Annotated in this window: 19 protein-coding genes; 5 read left to right on the forward strand and 14 right to left on the reverse strand. The window is 56.0% G+C overall.

The genetic code is table 11. The features are described 5' to 3' along the window. Window positions 1-3 precede the first annotated feature (3 nt). Together paaK and ACR0KS_RS18095 are read left to right on the forward strand one after the other, a co-directional pair. Window positions 4-1,314, forward strand: coding sequence for a phenylacetate--CoA ligase PaaK (gene paaK / locus ACR0KS_RS18090; RefSeq protein ID WP_170563273.1), 1,311 nt, complete (start codon window positions 4-6; stop codon window positions 1,312-1,314). 4 nt (window positions 1,315-1,318) lie between these two features. After that, window positions 1,319-1,927, forward strand: a complete 609-nt coding sequence (locus ACR0KS_RS18095; RefSeq protein WP_170563270.1) for a TetR/AcrR family transcriptional regulator — start codon at window positions 1,319-1,321, stop codon at window positions 1,925-1,927. On the opposite strand, the gene ACR0KS_RS18100 is transcribed toward ACR0KS_RS18095, so the two are convergent. The 5 genes from ACR0KS_RS18100 to paaA are packed head-to-tail and all read right to left on the reverse strand — an operon-like array spanning window position 1,924 to window position 5,524. Continuing rightward, window positions 1,924-2,991: a ferredoxin--NADP reductase gene (locus ACR0KS_RS18100; RefSeq protein WP_170415879.1), complete on the reverse strand. Its 1,068-nt coding sequence runs from the start codon at window positions 2,989-2,991 to the stop codon at window positions 1,924-1,926. The genes ACR0KS_RS18095 and ACR0KS_RS18100 overlap by 4 nt on opposite strands. An 11-nt stretch (window positions 2,992-3,002) precedes the next feature. Further along, a complete protein-coding gene (gene paaD / locus ACR0KS_RS18105) occupies window positions 3,003-3,461 on the reverse strand; it encodes a 1,2-phenylacetyl-CoA epoxidase subunit PaaD (RefSeq protein WP_170415877.1) in 459 nt (152 codons plus the stop codon). Between the two features lie 5 nt (window positions 3,462-3,466). After that, window positions 3,467-4,234 carry a 1,2-phenylacetyl-CoA epoxidase subunit PaaC gene (gene paaC / locus ACR0KS_RS18110; protein ID WP_170415875.1) on the reverse strand — a complete coding sequence of 256 codons (768 nt, stop codon included), beginning with the start codon at window positions 4,232-4,234 and terminating at the stop codon, window positions 3,467-3,469. Beyond that, window positions 4,234-4,524: a 1,2-phenylacetyl-CoA epoxidase subunit PaaB gene (paaB, locus tag ACR0KS_RS18115; RefSeq protein WP_170415873.1), complete on the reverse strand. Its 291-nt coding sequence runs from the start codon at window positions 4,522-4,524 to the stop codon at window positions 4,234-4,236. The genes paaC and paaB overlap by 1 nt, the downstream gene beginning before the upstream one ends. 4 nt (window positions 4,525-4,528) lie before the next feature. Beyond that, window positions 4,529-5,524 (reverse strand): 1,2-phenylacetyl-CoA epoxidase subunit PaaA, encoded by a 996-nt coding sequence (gene paaA / locus ACR0KS_RS18120; RefSeq protein ID WP_170563267.1) that lies wholly within the window; start codon window positions 5,522-5,524, stop codon window positions 4,529-4,531. Between the two features lie 210 nt (window positions 5,525-5,734). Here paaA and ACR0KS_RS18125 point away from each other — a divergent pair, with 210 nt between their 5' ends. Continuing rightward, the gene (locus ACR0KS_RS18125; protein WP_170563264.1) at window positions 5,735-6,580 is read left to right on the forward strand and encodes a Rossmann-like and DUF2520 domain-containing protein; all 846 of its coding nucleotides are present in this window, start codon (window positions 5,735-5,737) and stop codon (window positions 6,578-6,580) included. A gap of 36 nt (window positions 6,581-6,616) precedes the next feature. Here ACR0KS_RS18125 and ACR0KS_RS18130 read toward each other — a convergent pair whose 3' ends face one another. The 8 genes from ACR0KS_RS18130 to gntH form a co-directional block, all read right to left on the reverse strand. Beyond that, window positions 6,617-7,948: an MATE family efflux transporter gene (locus ACR0KS_RS18130; protein ID WP_170563262.1), complete on the reverse strand. Its 1,332-nt coding sequence runs from the start codon at window positions 7,946-7,948 to the stop codon at window positions 6,617-6,619. 263 nt (window positions 7,949-8,211) lie between these two features. Further along, entirely contained in the window at window positions 8,212-8,676 is a 465-nt protein-coding gene (locus ACR0KS_RS18135) for a GFA family protein (protein WP_170485868.1), read from the reverse strand. Window positions 8,677-8,708: 32 nt separating this feature from the next. Next, window positions 8,709-9,245, reverse strand: coding sequence for a beta/alpha barrel domain-containing protein (locus ACR0KS_RS18140; protein WP_170563259.1), 537 nt, complete (start codon window positions 9,243-9,245; stop codon window positions 8,709-8,711). 116 nt (window positions 9,246-9,361) lie between these two features. Continuing rightward, the gene (locus tag ACR0KS_RS18145) at window positions 9,362-9,817 is read right to left on the reverse strand and encodes an acyl-CoA thioesterase (RefSeq protein WP_170485863.1); all 456 of its coding nucleotides are present in this window, start codon (window positions 9,815-9,817) and stop codon (window positions 9,362-9,364) included. 360 nt (window positions 9,818-10,177) lie between these two features. After that, a complete protein-coding gene (locus ACR0KS_RS18150) occupies window positions 10,178-11,440 on the reverse strand; it encodes a HupE/UreJ family protein (RefSeq protein WP_170485862.1) in 1,263 nt (420 codons plus the stop codon). 4 nt (window positions 11,441-11,444) lie between these two features. Next, complete coding sequence (locus ACR0KS_RS18155) at window positions 11,445-13,223, reverse strand: hypothetical protein (RefSeq protein WP_170418801.1); 1,779 nt, start codon at window positions 13,221-13,223, stop codon at window positions 11,445-11,447. Beyond that, window positions 13,174-13,983 (reverse strand): hypothetical protein, encoded by an 810-nt coding sequence (locus tag ACR0KS_RS18160; protein ID WP_480693289.1) that lies wholly within the window; start codon window positions 13,981-13,983, stop codon window positions 13,174-13,176. Before ACR0KS_RS18160 ends, ACR0KS_RS18155 begins: the two co-directional genes overlap by 50 nt. A 62-nt stretch (window positions 13,984-14,045) precedes the next feature. Further along, window positions 14,046-15,380: a guanitoxin biosynthesis MBL fold metallo-hydrolase GntH gene (gntH, locus tag ACR0KS_RS18165; protein ID WP_170563255.1), complete on the reverse strand. Its 1,335-nt coding sequence runs from the start codon at window positions 15,378-15,380 to the stop codon at window positions 14,046-14,048. Window positions 15,381-15,550: 170 nt separating this feature from the next. Here gntH and ACR0KS_RS18170 point away from each other — a divergent pair, with 170 nt between their 5' ends. Next, entirely contained in the window at window positions 15,551-16,879 is a 1,329-nt protein-coding gene (locus tag ACR0KS_RS18170) for a tetratricopeptide repeat protein (RefSeq protein WP_170485861.1), read from the forward strand. A 545-nt stretch (window positions 16,880-17,424) separates the two neighbouring features. Next, on the forward strand, window positions 17,425-17,601 hold the full coding sequence (locus ACR0KS_RS18175) for an FAD:protein FMN transferase (protein WP_170668980.1): 177 nt from the start codon (window positions 17,425-17,427) through the stop codon (window positions 17,599-17,601). Window positions 17,602-17,806: 205 nt separating this feature from the next. Here ACR0KS_RS18175 and ACR0KS_RS18180 read toward each other — a convergent pair. Beyond that, on the reverse strand, window positions 17,807-18,201 hold a 395-nt coding region (locus tag ACR0KS_RS18180), incomplete at its 5' end, for an FAD binding domain-containing protein (RefSeq protein WP_480693290.1).

Raw genomic sequence — 18,201 nt, forward strand, 5'->3', positions numbered from 1 at the left:
CCAATGAAAGATCTGACACCGGCCCGAGATTTGCTCGATCCGATTGAAATCGCATCCATCGACGAGATCCGCGCCTTGCAGTTGCAGCGCCTGAAATGGTCCGTGAAGCACGCATATGAAAACGTGCCCATGTATCGGCAAAGGTTCGATGAGGCGGGCGTGCATCCGGATGATTTGCTAACGTTGAGTGACTTGGCAAAGTTTCCTTTCACCTACAAAGACGACCTACGCGCAAACTACCCCTTTGGGCTATTCGCCGTCCCGCGTGAACAGATCGTGCGGGTCCATGCCTCATCTGGAACGACGGGCAAACCAACCGTCGTGGGATATACGCGTCGCGATATCGACATGTGGGCAAATCTTGTCGCCCGGTCGATGAGGGCCAGCGGCACCAAACCGGGTGATATTGTGCACATAGCCTATGGCTATGGCCTGTTCACCGGCGGATTGGGTGCGCATTACGGTGCGGAGCGTTTGAATTGCACAGTCGTTCCGGTGTCTGGCGGAATGACCGAGCGGCAAGTGATGCTGATACAGGATTTCAAGCCCAGCACGATCATGGTGACTCCGTCGTACATGCTCAACATTCTTGAACAGTTTCGTGCCGCTGGAATAGACCCGCGGGACAGTTCGCTGGATGTCGGGATTTTTGGTGCAGAACCCTGGACCAACGCGATGCGGGCAGAAGTCGAGGATGCCTTCGACATGCACGCGGTCGATATCTACGGGCTTTCGGAAATCATGGGGCCGGGTGTAGCCAACGAATGTATCGAGACCAAAGACGGGCTGCACATCTGGGAGGATCACTTCTACCCCGAGGTCATAGACCCCGAAACAGGCGAGGTTCTGCCTGACGGAGAAATCGGTGAGTTGGTCTTTTCAACACTCACCAAAGAAGGGCTGCCGATGATACGCTACCGTACGCGCGATCTGACCCGGCTGTTGCCGGGGACAGCGCGTTCAATGCGGCGGATGGAGAAAATCACCGGGCGATCTGACGACATGATTATCCTGCGCGGCGTGAATGTCTTTCCCACTCAGGTCGAAGAACTGGTTCTGGCGACCCCTGACCTTGCACCCTATTTCCAGATTGAATTGACCCGCGATGGCCGCATGGACGCGATGACCGTGCATGTCGAAGCTGGGTCCGACACCGCTTCGGCAGAGGCGAGAAACGCTGCGGCAGGGGTCTTGTCCAAGAAGATCAAAGACACCATAGGGGTCGGAACCAAAGTGACCGTCGGAGCCCCCGGCACAGTCGAGCGCAGTCAGGGTAAGGCCCGCCGTGTGATCGACAACAGACCAAAGGAGTAAGCCCGTGGCGCGCACGATCGCAAAGGACCACGACCAGAAGCGTCAGAGCATCCTCTCTGTTGCGGCCAGTGTTTTCGCCCGAGAGGGCATCGCGCGCGCCTCGATGAATCAGGTGGCGAAAAGCGCTGGGATATCAAAGGCTAATATCTACCACTACTATGACAGCAAAGAGGCATTGCTGTTCGATATTCTGGACTCATATCTCTCGGAATTGAACGATCGGGTCTCGGGCGTGGACTTGGAAGGCAAGCCTCCCGAAGAACAACTGCATCTGGTTTTGCGCGAATACCTGCTGGCCTATGAGGGCATGGACTACGAGCACAACATTCAAAGCGAAGGCGTGTCGTTGTTGCCAGAGGACATGCAAAAGGTGCTGAAAGCCTACCAGAAGGACATGGTCACGCAGATGAGTGGCATTCTGGATGCGGTCAGCGGCGGCAAGCTGAGCACAAAACGACGGCTGCTGCGCGAGTTGACTATGTCGGTCTTTGGGATGTTGAACTGGTACTACATGTGGCACCCAAAGGCGTCACGTTCCGACCGCGAGGATTATGCGGTAACCTTGTCGCGGTTCATTATGGCCGGATTGCCGGGCGTGCAGGCCGCCGACTAGTACCCGCCCTCGTCGTAGTCCCAAACCACTTTGTCTGCCACAGGAAAACACTGACAGGTCAGAACAAAGCCCGCCTCAACCTCGTAATCTTCCAGGGCGTGGTTCGCGACCATTTCAACCTCGCCTTCAACCACCCGCGCCTTGCAGGTTGAACAGACCCCGGCTTTGCAGGCATGCGGTGCGTCCAGATTTTCGGCAAGGGCGGCTTCCAACAGACTGGTATCTTTTGGAATGGTAAAGCTGCGGCTGACACCGCCCAAGGTGACGCGGCCTTTGATCCCCTTGTCGTCATTGGTTTTTGAAGCGGCCCGTGACTTAGCCCGCCCAGGTTGCGAAGACGCGAACAATTCGTACCTAATCTGATCCTTGGTCAATCCGTGATCTTTCAAGGCTTGCGAAATCGCCAACATCATTGGTTCCGGCCCACAGATATAGGCCAGAGATACCGAGTTGATGTCGATCCAGTGCCGAAACAGTGCCGCGCATTTCTCACCGTCTACCCGCCCTTGGAAAAGGTCGATTTCCTGGCTGTCATCCTCGAGGATGTGAACGATATTCAGCCTTTGCAGATAGCGGTTTTTCAGGTCCTCCAACTCTTCCCGAAACATGATCGTGTTTGGGTTCCGGTTCGCGTAGACCAATGTGAAACGCGCGGATGGATCCTCGGACAGCGCGGTTTTCAGGATCGACAGGATCGGCGTGATGCCAGACCCGCCAGCAAACCCCAGATAGTGTGGCGCATCCACGTTGGCTGCCGCGTGAAAATTGCCCATTGGGGTCATCGCGTTCATCACGTCCCCCACTTTCAGTTCCGAGTTGACCCAGTTTGAAAAGGCTCCTCCGTCGACACTCTTGACTCCGACCTGCAAGATGCCCTCGTGCGGTGCCGCGCAGATAGAGTAGGACCGGCGCAGCTCCTCGCCATCGAAATCTCTTTTGAAGGTCAGATACTGCCCCGGCGCGAAGGCGAAGTTCTCTGGAACTTCCGCCTTCAACGTCACTACGACGGCATCGCGGATAGTTTTATGGATGTCTGTCACCGTGAGAGGATGAAACTTGGCCATGATGTGGGACCTCAGATGCATTTGAAATAGTCGAAGGGTTCCAGACAGTCTTTGCACCGCCACTGCGCCTTGCATGGGGTCGAGCCAAATTGACTGATCTTTTCCAACTGGTCGGACTTGCAATGCGGACATCGGGACGGCCCACCCGCAGGCTGGGGGGGTGCGATCCCAAAATCTTCAAGCCTTGCACGGCCTTTCTCGGACAACCAATCAGTTGTCCAGGCCGGAGCGATGCGCGTTTGGATGTTCAAGTTGTCCACGCCGTTCTTTGCAAGCGCGGTTTCGATGTCCATCGAGATCACGGCCATTGCCGGGCATCCTGAATAGGTCGGCGTTATGGTCACAGTCACCTGATCCTGCGCGACCGAGACATCGCGGATGACGCCCAAGTCTACTACCGAAATCACCGGAATTTCCGGGTCAGGCACTGTTTCGAGCCAATCCCAAATTTGCGCTTCGCTTACGGACATGGCACCTACCACGCGGCTCCGGGGTAGGAACGTTGCAGGGTCTGCATGACGGCCAGCATATGACCCAGATGTTCCGTGTGTCTGAAACCCCTGCGGCCTCCGCTCTGGGCGTAGCTTCCTTCGGGTACGGTCAGACATGCCTCGTTCAGAACGCACTGTACCGTGTCCAGCCAGAACGCGCGCATATCCGAGGGCAGAGGGGCAATTCCGGCCTCGGCCATTGCGTTGTCGGTTGCGTCGTCGGCAAACATTTCACCGCTATACGGCCAGAGATACGACAGCGCATCAGCCATCCGATGATTGCTTTCGGCGGTTCCGTCACCCAAGGCAATAACGGTGTGGGACGACCGGTCGAGGTGATACAGAGCCTCTTTCAGGCACTTCGCCGCGATTTCGGCCACGCGAGTATCCGCCGAGTCCTGCAGCCGTGTCAGCCACGGCACCTGATACGCATCAAACAGGAATTGCCGCATCTGAGTGCGCCCAAAATCACCGTTTGGCACTTCGAGCATCAGAAGGTTCCGAAAGTCGTAAACGTCCCGCAAGAAGGCCAGATCATCGGCAGACCGATCAGCGCCTTCGACTTCACCAGCGTATCCCAGCCACATCTGCGTCTGTCCGATCAGGTCCAGCGCCATGTTTGCCAGCGCGATATCTTCCTCCAATACCGGTGCCACGCCGCACCATTCGGACGTCCTGTGCCCCAGAACCAACGCGTTGTCCCCTTGTCGCAAGAGGAACTCGAACAACGGGCTATTCTGCTGCGCCTGCATCACATTTTCCCCACTTCTTCGGGGATGTCATAAAAGGTCGGGTGCCGGTAAACCTTGTCACGGGCCGGATCAAACAGTGGACCCTTGTCCGAGGGGCTGGATGCCGTGATCTTTTCGGCCTCGACGACCCAGATGCTGACGCCTTCATTCCGCCTGGTATAAACGTCGCGCGCATTGCGGATTGCATGTGCCGCGTCCGCAGCGTGCAAAGAGCCGACATGACGGTGGCTCATTCCGTGCTGCCCGCGAATAAATACTTCCCAAAGCGGCCATTCGTTGTTCTGTGTCATCGGGTTACTCCGCGGCTTGAGAGCGTTCCTTGGATTTTTGCGCGTGGGCAAGCATCGCCTCACGAACCCATGCGCCGTCGTCCCACGCTTTGCGACGTGCGCTCAGGCGCTCGGCATTGCAGGGACCGTTGCCGGATATCACTTCAAAGAATTCCGACCAGTCAGGCTCGCTGAACTCGTAATGGCCGGTTTCGTCGTTCCAGCGCAGGTTTTCGTCAGGGATCGTCAGGCCCAAAAACTCGGCTTGGGGAACGGTTTCATCAACGAATTTCTGTCGCAGCTCGTCGTTGGTGTTGATCTTGATCTTCCACGCCATTGACTGCGCGGAATGGACACTGTCCTTGTCCGATGGGCCGAACATCATCAACGCGGGATACCAGAACCGGTTCAGCGCATCCTGTGCCATGCGCTTTTGATCGGCGGTGCCCTCTTTCGCCATCTTGATCATGATGTGATAGCCTTGGCGCTGGTGAAAGCTTTCTTCCTTGCAGATACGCACCATGGCGCGGGCGTAAGGCCCGTAGGATGTGCGCTGCAGCGGCACCTGATTCATGATCGCAGCACCATCGACCAGCCAACCGACCGCGCCCATATCGGCCCAAGTCAGGGTGGGGTAGTTGAAGATTGACGAGTACTTCATCCGCTCGGAATGAAGCATTTCAACCAACTCGTCCCGACTGACCCCAAGCGTTTCAGCAGCGCAATACAGGTAAAGACCGTGGCCTGCTTCGTCTTGCACCTTAGCGAGCAGGTTTGCTTTTCGTTCAAGCGTCGGTGCGCGGGTGATCCAGTTTCCTTCGGGCAATTGGCCGACAATCTCGGAATGTGCATGCTGACCGATCTGGCGGATCAGGGTTTTCCGGTAGGCGTCCGGCATATAGTCCTTCGGCTCAATCTTTTCGCCTTGATCGATGCGATCCTGAAAGACCCGGTCCTCGGGGCTCATGTCGTCGCGGGACTGTACACCTTTGCCGGTGGATTTGACCATCTGTGCATACATGTTTGCGCACTCCTCAAACGCAATAACCTGCAAATGCCGATCCCCGTCGGCGAATCCATATATGATTCAGCATCAGGATATTTGATGCATAATATGTTACTGAAAAGTAGAAAAGCAATATTTGTGTAACATATTTTGACGAAACGCTCTGCTTGAGAGTTTGGGCCGCATCGACAATAGATGTTTCAAGCAGGACAGGAGGCCGACGGTATGCAGAGTTTGAGCGTTAATATCATTGGCGCCGGGCGGGTCGGCCAGACATTTGCCCGACTTTTACAGGACAGGGCGGGCTATGTCCTTCAGGACGTCTCGAGCGCGCGGGGGGCATCGGCGAAAGCCCTTGTTCGTGCGGTCGGGCAGGGCCGCGCAGTTGATGATCTGGCCGAGGTTCGACCGGCAGAAATTTGGCTGCTGACCGTGCCTGATACTCAGATCGCTTCCGTCGCGGGTCAACTTGCCGAGGTCTTCCAGGCGCGGGCAAAGCCCACTGCTTCGCCCTTTGCGTTTCATTGCAGCGGCTTTTTCCCTGCCGATCAGATGGCCGCCTTGCGCCAGTTGAATTGGAGGCTGGCAAGTGTGCATCCGGTTCTTTCTTTTGCCGATCCAAAGGTTGCCGAAACGCAGTTCCAGGGTGCGCTTTGCGGAGTAGAAGGAGACAGCGATGCAAGCGGAGTGGCGACAGCCCTGTTCGAGACCCTTGGCGCCACATGCTTTCCCATTAGCTCTGATCGCAAGAGCCTATACCATGCTGCCGCAGTCATCTCGAATAACTTCACGGTTGTTCTGCAGGCCGTTGCGCGTGAGGCATGGGAATCGGCAGGCGTGCCCGATCACATTGCCCGGCAGTTGAATGAAACGCTGCTGCGCGGAACGTGTGAAAATGTCTGTGCGCAAGGCCCCCAGGCCGCTTTGACCGGCCCGGCAGCCAGGGGTGACGATTTTGTGGTCAAAACCCAAGGTCAGGATGTGTCCAATTGGAATCCCCGGGCCGGACGCGTTTACAGCGATCTCAGCAAGCTGGCCAAGTCACTCAGCAAGAGCGGAAAGACGCTTTGACGTGTGGGCCTGTGTCATCGGTCGAAGACCCGCCTCTTATCGCAGCGCTTTGCCCCAATCCAGTTTCCAGACACTTAAGCCAGTGATCAGGCCAAAGACTGCCATTCCAACAAATACTGTGCTGAAGAACAGGTCAATTGACGCCCCTGATCGCATAAGGAGCCAACCCATAACGGCCACAGGAACAAGCCGCGAAGTTCCAGCTATGATCGGCCAAATCACCTGTCCAGCGGCCTGAGACGCGAAATAGAGGCACAGGCCAAGGCCCATGAACGCGTATCCGGGTCCCGCCCAACGGAAATATGCGGCGGATGCGGCAAGTACTTCGGGGTCATTCGTGAACAAGCCGGACCAAAGCGATGGAAACATGGCTACGGCACAGCCAACGAACCCTAGAACCACTGCGCCCATCAACCCTCCGATCCAGCCGGCAGCTCTGGCGCGGGCAAGGTCCCCTGCACCAATTGCTGTCCCAACAAGGGGAAGTGTTCCGATGCCAACGGAAAAGGCGATCGGGATCAAGAGGAATTCCAATCGTGCCCCAATGCCATACCCCGCAATTTCGGCTGCACCCTGCGACGAAATATAGATCGTAAGAAGCATCGCGGTCAGCGTGCCCTGTATCGGAGACAGACACGCCAGACCGCCGACACGGCCGATTTCGGACAGGATCGACCGGTTCAATTTGCCAAGATCAAAGCTGAGCCGTACCTGACTTGGGCCGAAACGCAAGATAGCAATGCTTGCCACTGCGCCGCAGGAAAAGGCGATCACTTGCCCCCAAGCGATACCGGCAATTCCCAGATCTAAAACGATGCCCAACACTCCGCCCAGCACCATCTGGCTGATCGCAACTGAAATGGTCAATATGGCCGGGCCTGTCATATGCCCTGACCCTCGCAACACCGAAACAAGGGCGTTCATGATCCAAAGACCGGGAATTGCAAAGGCGGCGACCCGCGCATAGCTCCACGTGAAGTCCAGAACTTCCCCCTGAGCACCCATTGCCCCGAGCAGAGTAGGTCCGGCCCAAAGCAGTCCAGCGGCAAAAGTCAGCCCCAGCAGAGCGCCCATAACAAGCGCGTGCAAGCCCATTACCTTGGCTTGGTCAATGTCCCCGGACCCCAGCGCCCGACTGACGGCGGAAGACACGCCTCCGCCCAAAGCGCCGGCTGACATCATATGTTGCAGCATGACGAGAGGGAAAATGAAGGCATGGCCAGCAAGCGCCTGAACGCCAAGAAGCCCGACATAGTAGGTCTCGACCGTGGCCGAGGCTGTCACGATCGTCATGGCCGCAAGGTTGGGCACCGCAAAGCGGACCATTTGCGGCAGGATGGGTGCAGTTAGAAGTTCGGGTTTTATCATGTTGAGTAGCGTCGCGCAGTGAGAGGAGGATTGGCGCAAGTTGCCGCGAATAGTCCGAGCGATAGGGTCCCGGTCAATCCTTGCAACTGTTCAGTTGCGTCACGTTTTTTGTTTTTGAGCGTGACGCTGGGTCGGAAGTGTCGATTGCCTTAAATTAGGGCGTAAACGAGGCCTTGGGTGGCAGGTTCGATTCAGAACTATTCGCTTGGCTTTCAAAGCTGGGCGTCATTGTCGGTCATGCCCGCTGATAGCCCGACACTTAGTCACCCGTGTCCGCGCCAAAGCCCCTTGAGAAGATGTCGTGATAGCCTGATCTGGCTGGGAAGGTATCCGTTGGCCTTGGGTGCGGCGTCATCGTGATCTCGGACCCGATGATTATAGAAGATGTGGAAATCTGGTGGCGGAAGCTGCGCCTGCTCGACGATCCGCGCCGAAGGCACCAGCAGCAGTTTGGGAAGCAGCGGGATTTCCAGCTTTTCCAAGGCGGGATTTCCGCAGCTTGTGCATTTTCCGCGCTGAACAACCGGGGGCTGTTTCAGACACTCATACGCAATTTGACCGCATTCTGTCTGATCCACGTGCGAGGGTTGGTACAACAGCACGTCGCCAAATTCTGCATTGTTGAACCTCTGACAGATCGTACAGTGGCAGATCGCCCGAAACAGCGGGCGACCTTGTGTTTTGAATTTGACCTGTCCGCAAGCGCAGCGTCCGTTAGACTGAGTCATGATTGCTCCCCAATTTTTTAGCAGCTACGCAATCATGCTCTGACGCGTTTGACGGCTTTTCCGTTTTTCCAGAAGCGGTACATGACCTTAAGAGCGGGCCAGACGCCGTCGGCCTTGGTCTGGACCTTTTTGCCCTGCGAGATCCGTTCCAGTTGCATCGTGTACCAGCTGATCTCCATGATCGCCATCGCGTCGATCTTCTTGATGCCCGAGCGGATCGGGGCGACCGGCGATGCGTGGCTGGGGTTCTGCATCACATGCGCGCCAAACTTCACGTCCACGGCAAAGGGCCGGGCAACTCCGGCCATGTCGACGGCACCCGAGGCCAGCGCCTCGCTCATGCCAGCCGCCGAGCGGAACCCGCCCGTCACAACCAAAGGAGTGTCGATCTGCTTTTTCACCTTCTCGGCATATTCCAGGAAATACGCCTCGCGCTTCTTGGTGCTTTCTTTCTTGGCCTCGGCCTTGCCCCTGCGGTTCACCGGATTTTCCCAGCTGCCGCCCGAGATTTCGATCAGGTCAACGCCAAGCCGGTCCAGACGCTTGTACCTGGTGGTGCTGCCGTTCATGTTCTACTTCCGCAGGGCGGGCCGAAAGGAAGCTGTCGAAGGCGTGGCGGCAGAATAGCCGCTCAAACTAAAGCCCTGCCCGATATCGTGTCGGGCAGGAGAACCGGCCGTGCAGGTCAGCCCGTGACCGAGATTTTCACGTCGTAGTTTGTTTTGAAAATCTCGGGCATCCGAACAGGGCGGCCTGTTTTCAGATTTGTGCTGACATAGTCAGATTGCGCCCGCAGGATTGTTTTTTGATCCCCGAGGCGGACGACTTGAAACAGACGGCTGATCCGAAGGCGCTCGTCATTCGACAAAATCCAATTAAACACAACGACTTCGTCGTCCAGAAACGTTGATGACAAGTAATTGATTTCATGGCGCACAGCCGCCATTCCGCGGTTCAGGTCAATGCAGGCTTGCTCGGTCAGCCCAACAGAGCGCGTATGTTCCCAAACAGTAGCGTCCAACCATTTTAGGTAGACTGCATTGTTCACATGGTGGAACCCGTCGAGATCATCAGAAGTCACGCGAAAGCGCTTCCAGAATGAATGTGGATGATCGGCAAGGTCCTCAATATTTGCTTCCATTTCCATTTTCCTGCTTGGATTGGGCGGAATTGTCCGTTTTTGGATTTATTGGGTTGCGCTGTCAGGCAATGGTAGCCAGATGCCGTTGCCGTTTTGTGGCTTTCGAGCGCAACTTGGACGTCGCCAAAAACACTTGCCTGATACCTCTGAACATTCCCGTGTTTCCTGTTTTCCCAATATTGTCAGCAGGTTTGGAATTTTGGTCAACGCTAAAGCGCGTTGGTTCCGCAGCGTTCTTTAGGGCTGAGTGGACTGTGGTTGTGTGGCAGAAATCCATGTCTGAAAGCCGCGATTGGCGAACTGTCAGAGTGAATGAATTTGATTTTCTGGAGTTCAAGCCCTTTTGAGCAATCGAAAGCGTCAGGTAATCAACGCTGAAAATCGTTCCACAGCCCAGATCATCGCAACCACTGAAATCGACGCGGCTATGAAAGTTCGTGCCCCGAACCATATGGTCGCGGGCATACGCCTTAACATGACGACCAGAGGCCAGGTTACCAGCACGATCATCAATTGCCCGACCTCGACCCCGACATTGAAGGCCAGAAGACTTTGCCAGACGTTGTCGGCGTCGACCTTCAAGATTTCCCGAAGCATGAACGAAAAGCCAAAGCCGTGCAGCAACCCGACACCTGCGGTCACGCCAGCGGCGACCAGATAAGAATGTTTCCGTTCGGGTCTTTGAAACACGGCATCGGCTGCCGCCAGAATAATGGTAAGCGCAATGGCCGTCTCAACCGCTGGAATGAACCACGGAGCCGACGGAGCCAAACCGAAAAAGCCCATGATCAAGGTTACGCTGTGTCCCAGCGTGAATCCCGTCACCCGTGCAAGCAACGCACGCAAACTCAGTGAGCCGATGACCATGCACAGAACAAAAAGTACGTGGTCTATGCCCTCAATGATGTGCCGGATGCCTTCAACTACAAATGTAGCAGCGGCAGAGGACGCCGTTCCAGTTATTTCCAGAGGTGAGGCCAGCAATCCCTTGGCGCGATAGGTGCGGGTTTCGTCATTGCGATAGTCCAGGATCAGATTTGCGGTTTGGTCCTGCTCGGGAAGACCCGGATCGGCCAACATGGACAGTGTGTAAGCGGCATCCGATGCGTTCGAGAATTGCAGCATCACATCGACGACAGCGTCCCCAACATAAACCGGCCCAGCCAGGCGCAAATCACCGGGTTCCGTTTCAAACGCCTGCAATGCCTCGGCTTTTGTCGCAAATCCCGGTTCTTGTCCAAGCGGATAGACCCTCAGAGCGACACTGCGACCCGGAAGCCTGACACCACCTTGTTGAAAGACAAGCTCGTTTCGGACAAGTTCGGCCAGCGCGAGCGGGTCTCGGAACACTGCGTCTGCGTCAACCAGATGCATCAGGGCATCGTCCTGAAGCTCGTTTGTCGTGAAAGGTGCCGGGTTGGGCAGGCCGTCCGCACCCATTGGGCCGACTTTATCGGCCACGATATAGGGCATTGGCGTCCGCATCATTATGGTCAGCCCATCGTTGTCGTGCACCACGTGAAAAATGCGAACGTTTTGGTTCAGGTTGAAATGCGCCAGTGCGCCGCCAGAGAACAATATGGCTGATAACACAAAGACGAGGAATGTTTCGATGAACCGCATGTTTCTAGCCTTCTTTCTTGGCGCTCAGGACAGTCAATCCGTCCAGTTGCCACTGATCACCATAGCGCGATACGTTCATCAACCCTCGGTACTGGATAGATTGACGATGTAGATGCCCCCAATGCCCGCCACTGACCTGTGCTGTCCAATTTGCAAGGATTTGATGATCCCCGCGGGTTTCTCCGGGGGAAAGGCTTTCGATCTGCAAATCGACGATCTTGTCTGTTCTTGCCAATGCCCCTGACGGCAGCGTCACGGAGAGGCCGCGCCGTAGTTCATCGCCTACTTGTGTTCGACTGTCCGCGTCGACAAACGGGTTCAGAGCGGTCTCAAACCGCTGCGCGTTCGGCTCAAGCATCGCGGTGCTGATGTTGCCAAGCAAGCCTTCCACAACCAAATGGGTTGCCGCTTCATCCGGTGCCCGATCATTTAAGAAGGGCAGAGAATACCGTATCGGTAGGGTTACAACTGATGCGGCTGCGAAGGCGCCAAACAATCCTACAAAGACTGTTCGCCGCGTCGCCGTGCTGCGCCGAGCCAAGACAGCACAAAGCGCGGCGGCCAAACCAAGCCCGATGGCAAACAACGGAAGATTCATGATACCGGCGGTTTTCACCACAACGGGCTGCGTTTGGGGGTCTTCCCAAGACGTAAGGTGGTTGTTCCAGACCACGGCAGGATCAGACTTGTAAATCTGCGAGGGTACGGCCCCGGCGGGGTCGCTCAGGGTAACAGGAATAGTTTCGACATCATTGGGGAAAAGCTGCCATGTCATGTCTACACGGTTTGCAAGCGCGTTGTGCGGATAGGACAGAACAACGCCCAACAACATGGTTGTTCGCAGGGCTTCTGCCTCGTCAGGAAGAACACGTAATCCGTCAGCGCCAACCGCAATCCGAGAAACTTGAACAGTTTGGGCATCAACGTTCGCTCCATCGATCGAGACTGGATTGTGGCGCTCGAAAAACGCCGCCGTTTCCGATTTTATCTTGGCGACCTGATCGGGCGAAAGCCGTTCGGCATTGCCCAGATCCAAATCGGTCCATTCTTCAAAATCCTTCAAGCGAAAGATGATCTCATGGCGAACTTCACGTGGTTCCATCGATAGGAATGACATCAGGGGTGACTTGTGATGGCGCGTCAGGTTTGGGTTCTCGAATGTGGTGAACCACGGGTCTTGCCAATTGGGTAGCATGGTTTCCGAACGCGACAGATACCGGTAGTCTGTTACGGGAACCCCGGCATGTTCTGCCACCATGCCAATCGAAGCCAAAGGAATACCTGCTTCGTTCAATGGCGGCGTGAATGTGATCTGTTCGGGTTGGCCCTGAAATTGAAACTCCATGTCCACAAAGACGACATCCGCGCTTCGCGGTCGGGGGGCCACGACCCTGCTGGCGGCAGTCTGTCTGGGCGTTCTGGGCCGGACGTCGATCGCCCGCACCACCGGGTTCAGAGGTTGTCCGTCAGCCGAAACTATAAACGTCTGCCCCGTCCGGTCCGCCAGAGAAGTGCCTTCTCCGTCATCCGGCGCGACGAAGTGGGGGTAGTCGCTCAGGTCAATTTCCAGCGCGACTCGGACGCGATCGTTTTCAACCACCAGTTCCGCAAAACTGGGCGCTGTCTCGCCTCCATAGGGCGAGACAAGATCCGCAATGGCGGGACTGGGGCCAAGCATAAGACAGCCCAGAAAAATAGCGCCTGAAAGGCTTAGAGTGATGCGCTGGCTGGCCTCAGAAGTGAAACGCGACAGCCGCATAGAGGCCGTTTTGATCGACATCATACGCAAATTCTCCGTCTGACCGATCCGTCGAAAAATCGATTCCATAGAATTGATAACCGAACCGCAACGAGGTGTTCTCCCAGCCTTTCCAGTCAAATCCGGCCAGGATCAGGTACTGAAGGTTGTCGCCATTCACACCAAAGCCGCTTAGTTCCGCACGGCTGGCAAAGCCCCATTTTTCATTGATCTCAGTCGCATAGCGAATGGCCACCATCGGTTCAAACCACTCTTCTGTGCCGCCCAAGGTTGTACCCGGACCGGGGCCAGCTATGTCTAACTCTTGTTTCAACCGGTTCCACTGCACTCCAAGAGCGACATCGGCAGCGTAGCGTTTGCCCGATGCGTTCACTCCGTTGGCGAACCTGTACGCACCCTGCACGTTTGCGAAGGTCTGACGAATGTCCACATCTACTGTTGCACCACCGACCGGCAAAGTCGCATCCTCGCCAAGTTTTACGTAGTAGACCTCATAGATGATCCCGAAATCTCCGTTCCAGCCTTCGTACCGGACCGACGCTGCCCCTTGCAGCAGGTCGAGAACTTCGCTGAGGTTCAAATCGAGATCGACACTTGTTCCGCCGACCGTGGATGTGCCCGAAGTGCTGAGAGGAAGAAAAAGGTACGGCGTGATCGAATGTCGCCAAGACCCGTCGTCGCCTTCTGAACGGGCAAGCGACTGTGCCGTTGCGACCTGAGCCGTTGAGATTGCAAGCCCGAAACTCAGAACCAATCCCGCTATGAAACCAATGTATTTTTGCATTGCGGTTCACCAGATAACTAACAAAAAGGCGCGGGAACTGGCCCCGCACCTTTCATCCTATGTTACTGTTCGTCTCCGGGATAGGGAAACTCTTGACCCAATGCCTCGGACGCTTCCTCGAAGATCGGGCGAAGCACGTCATCCACGTCATCATACCCCGATTTTGTGAAGTCCGAAAACTGCATGGCCTCTAGCGGCACACCAGATCGTTCGGCGAATTCAGCCCTGTCGTCCTGTGACGGCACTTCGGCAGGGGCGGCGAGGGGCGGTGACCAAGTTCGTTCTTCAGTGGCCGCCATTCGGACGGTTATGTCGTCCTTGGTGACGTTCCAAACCATGAAGTCATCGGCCATGCTGAGCGGCCCGTTATAGGTCGAGCGAATGCGCTCAAAAACGCCGGAAGACGTATCGAAGTCGTTGAAGAAGTGATAGGCCACAGCCATACGGGGCTGGATGTCGCTCATTACTTTGCCGAAGGCTTCGGGTGCCGTGTGAACCTGTGTTCCGACCAAAAGAGCGGATTCCGGTGTGAATTTCATTTTCGTCACCAGTTCAGGGACCGCGATAAAGCATTCATGGATCGCGAGATCAGCGTTTTTTGCGTATTCCTTGAACCATTTGTTCGGGTAGGTGTCCGAGCTAAAAACGAACTTCAGGCCGTTCCATTCCAGCGCATAGCTGACAGCACCATCGATTGAATGGATGGCGGGGAAGGTGCGTATCTGAACCCCGTTTTCATCATAGATCACCTCGTTTTCGAGCTTGTAGTCGAATTCGGTGACCTCCATTGAATAGCCGCGGAAATCAACATTCCCGGCGCGCCCGGCCAGGTCCCATGTCAGCATCTTCTGCATGTGGTCCAAAGCGTAGGCGGTTCCAAGTTCCTCGGCAGGTCCGCTTGGTCCCCATATCCGCAGCGGGACATTCCGCCCCATCAGCGCGCCACCGATAAAGAGGTCATGCAAGGCACCAAAATGATCGGTGTGCAAGTGGCCGATAAATATCTTGTCCAGATAGTTGTAGGGGATTTGCAGCGATGAAATTCGTTCGGCCGAACCCGAACCAATGTCGAAAAGAAACTTGTCACCGTTGCCCAGTTCGACAAGGAAGCACGCGGCTGCCTGTGCCGCGCGCGTTGTGGGCATCCCGGTTCCGCAGGCGATCACGCGCATTTCGTCTTCTGCCAGGTCTTCCGTGTTAGGGTAGTAAACGTCGCGTGGCCGATCACGTACTTTGGTCGGTGAAACCGCCTCGGTCTCCTGCGCGTATGCGGCACCTGGTGAAAGCAATTCACCCAATGCTCCGGTTAAGGATGGGGGCGCTATGGCCCAGGCTCCAAATGCCAATCCAATAGAAAAGTGCTTGCCGAATGTCGCGAAATCTGTGCGCCGTGTCATGAGGTTCCCCTTTTTCGGTCGAACGACGGTGCGTTCAAAATCGAGGTCAAGAATCCGGCCTCGTCGGGTTGTTCTGGTCCAACACTGCTATTGAATGACAAACAACGTAAGTGACTCACGGTTAGAATAGGGGTGACTCACACGGATTTCGTTGCAAGTATTTGAATGTGATGGATTTTCCTGACGACATCCCAGAAACTGCGAAGCGCCAAGCCCTTGCGGGCGTGTTGGGCGATACTCATTTCGATGGATCAGACAGGCTGCGATCCTTTCTGACCTACGTGGTCGAGGAAGAGCTGGCAGGTCGCGGCGGTGACATTCGCGGAAAGACGATTGCGCAAGATGTTTATGATCGCGATACAACGGAAGGTGTGGACCCAGAGAACGTGGTTCGGGTTGATGCAAGGCGCCTTCGGCAGCTTTTGGAGCTGTATTATGAAGGGGCGGGCAAAGGTGATCCGGTTCGCCTGCACATCGACACAGGAGGATATCGCCCACGGTTTCAGGAAGTGAAGACCGCCTCCGGCCCCCTTCGCGCGGCAAACCAAAAAAGGCAGTGGATACCTTTCGCGGCATTTTCCGCAGGCGCCATCGTGGGTGCTCTGATCGCGGCTAGTTTCTTGCCATCCAAACCAGCAGAGGAATTGAATACACAAAGCGCGGATGCCGCGCAGAACACACCCGAACTTTTGCGGCACGCGGCAATTTATGAGAAATCACCTGCTGCTTTGCAGGCATTTAACCTTGCACGGCAAGCCAGGGCGATGATTTTCCCGATCTTCGATCGGCCACGCCAAGTACTTGTTCTTTCTGTTTTTGAACGCGTGATCGAGATGGATTCGACCTTCTTTGGCGGCTACGCCGGGGCGGCTCAGGCGCTGGCAACGCTGTCGATATTGTCACCGGACCCGCAGGACAAAGAGAACTTTGCGACAGCGGCAATGGAATTTGCTGACGAGGCCGTTCGATTGGCACCGGATCAGGCGTGGAGCCAATCGGCAAAAAGTTGGGCGTACCTGGCCAATGGCAATTATGACGAGGCATTGACGCTAGGGCGCCGCGCCTCTCAGCTTGATCCTCGGGACGGGGCTGTGTTGGATTTCTTCGGTGCGGTGGCCCTGTTCTCTGGCGAATTTGAAGCAGCGGTTGAGACGGCGGATCGTCAGTCTCTGCTGGCGTCCAGCAATCAGAGATTTGCCAATCGCAACATATCCGGGGCTGCGCATTTTCACCTGGGCGAGTACGAGACAACGATTATCAGGTTTGAAGAAGCAAAGCAGTTGGGTGATCCTCTCAGCGCGCCATCCCTGGCCTATGCGACGGCTTCACTGGCCGCGTTGGGACGCGAGAAAGAAGCGCGCTCGAAACTGGCAGAGTTGGAACAGGCGTGGCCTGAAGCGCCCGTGGATACAATGTTGAAAAGTATCTATCAAAATGACTCCCATGCCGAGGAGGTCATTGACAGGCTGGTCGCATTGGGATGGTCCGGCCCTTCGTAATTTCCAGAAAGTCTCAGTAAGGTTTCTGGCTCCAACCTTTTTCACGGTTTGGGTCTGTGCACGGTTTTTCAGAGCCTGGCCGAGGAACTGGAAGCTGCTCCCTTTTGGGCGTTGCAGGAATTTGCGCACCTCATAAGCAGAGCCCTTCACGTGCCGAAAATTTATCCCTTGTACAAATTGGACCAGATTTTGAAATGGCTGAAATATGCGATACTTGCCGGTCTGCGCGCTGCGATTTTAACGGTCGTTTGTCGGTATGTTTGTCCGCGCGTTGCCTTTCTGGCAATCGAAGGTTTGATCCCTGTGCGCTATCGGATAAACCGCCGGGCCGACCTATTGGCGTCGCTCTGCAATGGGCGCCGAAGTCAGCCAAAAAGCAGCTGCCGCCATGGCAAAGTCAAAAGTTGTTCTTGAATAGGGCGGCGCAATTCAGCCGTCATAGACGGCTTCCGCAAGCGGCGGAAACCTGACAGCAGCAAGAGACCTGATCGGTTGGGATCGCGTAAGAGTTTCTCAGCATATGGTTGAACCCGGCCCCGGGGCATATGTTGACGCTAAGTGGGGTGGTTCAAGGGTATGCAACCGATCTGGTCGCTCGGGTGCAGAAGCAGGCGGGTTGGAGAAATACTCTGGTGAATGTCGGTGAATTCCACGCTGGCGCAAAGGTTTGGTCTTTGGGGTGCCAGATCCAAGCCACGGTATTTCCAAAACCGTCAAGTTGAAGAACAGAGCCATTGCAACTTCTAGCCAATTTGCAATGCGGCTGAACTTTGTGCGATCCCATATTCTCGATCCCGCTTGGTCCGCAGTCAGCGTTCAAGAGGCCGATGCGACGACGGCCTGTCGCGTCCGTGCTGACGGCGTTATTCGCACCCTCACGCCCAAACCAAGGCCCAAGTAATATGGGCCCTGGTTTGAGTTGTGTCTTTAAGCGCAGGCGTTGATTGCGCGTTTTGTCATGACGCTGACGAGGTGCGCGCGGTAGTCCTTGCTGCCATGCAGGTCGCCGATCATGTTGGCGGGATTGATGCTCAGGCCGGTCAGGGCGTCGGCGCGGAACTCCTTGGTCAGAGCGTCCTCGGCCTCGGACCAGCGGAACACGCCGTCCTCGCTGGCACCGGTAACGGCCACGCGCACACCGTCGGCGAACCGCGCCAGATAGACGCCCACCAGAGCGAACCGGGACGCAGGCTGCAGGAACTTCTGATAGCTCGCGGCCTGCGGCACCGGGAAGCGGATCGAGGTGATGATCTCGCCCTCATCCAACGCCGTGGTGAACATGCCCTGAAAGAACTCATCCGCCGCGATCTGCCGCGCATTGG

The sequence above is a fragment of the Ruegeria sp. BC7 genome, assembly GCF_056539165.1.

Excerpts from the sequence above, each read along its gene's own strand:
- ACR0KS_RS18145 (WP_170485863.1), bottom strand. The coding sequence starts at position 9,817 with ATGGAAGCAAATATTGAGGACCTTGCCGATCATCCACATTCATTCTGG.
- ACR0KS_RS18170 (WP_170485861.1), top strand. The coding sequence starts at position 15,551 with ATGGATTTTCCTGACGACATCCCAGAAACTGCGAAGCGCCAAGCCCTT.
- paaK (WP_170563273.1), top strand. The coding sequence starts at position 4 with ATGAAAGATCTGACACCGGCCCGAGATTTGCTCGATCCGATTGAAATC.
- paaC (WP_170415875.1), bottom strand. The coding sequence starts at position 4,234 with ATGCAGGCGCAGCAGAATAGCCCGTTGTTCGAGTTCCTCTTGCGACAA.
- ACR0KS_RS18125 (WP_170563264.1), top strand. The coding sequence starts at position 5,735 with ATGCAGAGTTTGAGCGTTAATATCATTGGCGCCGGGCGGGTCGGCCAG.
- paaB (WP_170415873.1), bottom strand. The coding sequence starts at position 4,524 with ATGACACAGAACAACGAATGGCCGCTTTGGGAAGTATTTATTCGCGGG.
- paaA (WP_170563267.1), bottom strand. The coding sequence starts at position 5,524 with ATGTATGCACAGATGGTCAAATCCACCGGCAAAGGTGTACAGTCCCGC.
- ACR0KS_RS18160 (WP_480693289.1), bottom strand. The coding sequence starts at position 13,983 with ATGCAAAAATACATTGGTTTCATAGCGGGATTGGTTCTGAGTTTCGGG.
- gntH (WP_170563255.1), bottom strand. The coding sequence starts at position 15,380 with ATGACACGGCGCACAGATTTCGCGACATTCGGCAAGCACTTTTCTATT.
- ACR0KS_RS18140 (WP_170563259.1), bottom strand. The coding sequence starts at position 9,245 with ATGAACGGCAGCACCACCAGGTACAAGCGTCTGGACCGGCTTGGCGTT.
- ACR0KS_RS18135 (WP_170485868.1), bottom strand. The coding sequence starts at position 8,676 with ATGACTCAGTCTAACGGACGCTGCGCTTGCGGACAGGTCAAATTCAAA.
- ACR0KS_RS18150 (WP_170485862.1), bottom strand. The coding sequence starts at position 11,440 with ATGCGGTTCATCGAAACATTCCTCGTCTTTGTGTTATCAGCCATATTG.
- ACR0KS_RS18175 (WP_170668980.1), top strand. The coding sequence starts at position 17,425 with ATGTTGACGCTAAGTGGGGTGGTTCAAGGGTATGCAACCGATCTGGTC.
- ACR0KS_RS18100 (WP_170415879.1), bottom strand. The coding sequence starts at position 2,991 with ATGGCCAAGTTTCATCCTCTCACGGTGACAGACATCCATAAAACTATC.
- paaD (WP_170415877.1), bottom strand. The coding sequence starts at position 3,461 with ATGTCCGTAAGCGAAGCGCAAATTTGGGATTGGCTCGAAACAGTGCCT.
- ACR0KS_RS18155 (WP_170418801.1), bottom strand. The coding sequence starts at position 13,223 with ATGATGTCGATCAAAACGGCCTCTATGCGGCTGTCGCGTTTCACTTCT.
- ACR0KS_RS18130 (WP_170563262.1), bottom strand. The coding sequence starts at position 7,948 with ATGATAAAACCCGAACTTCTAACTGCACCCATCCTGCCGCAAATGGTC.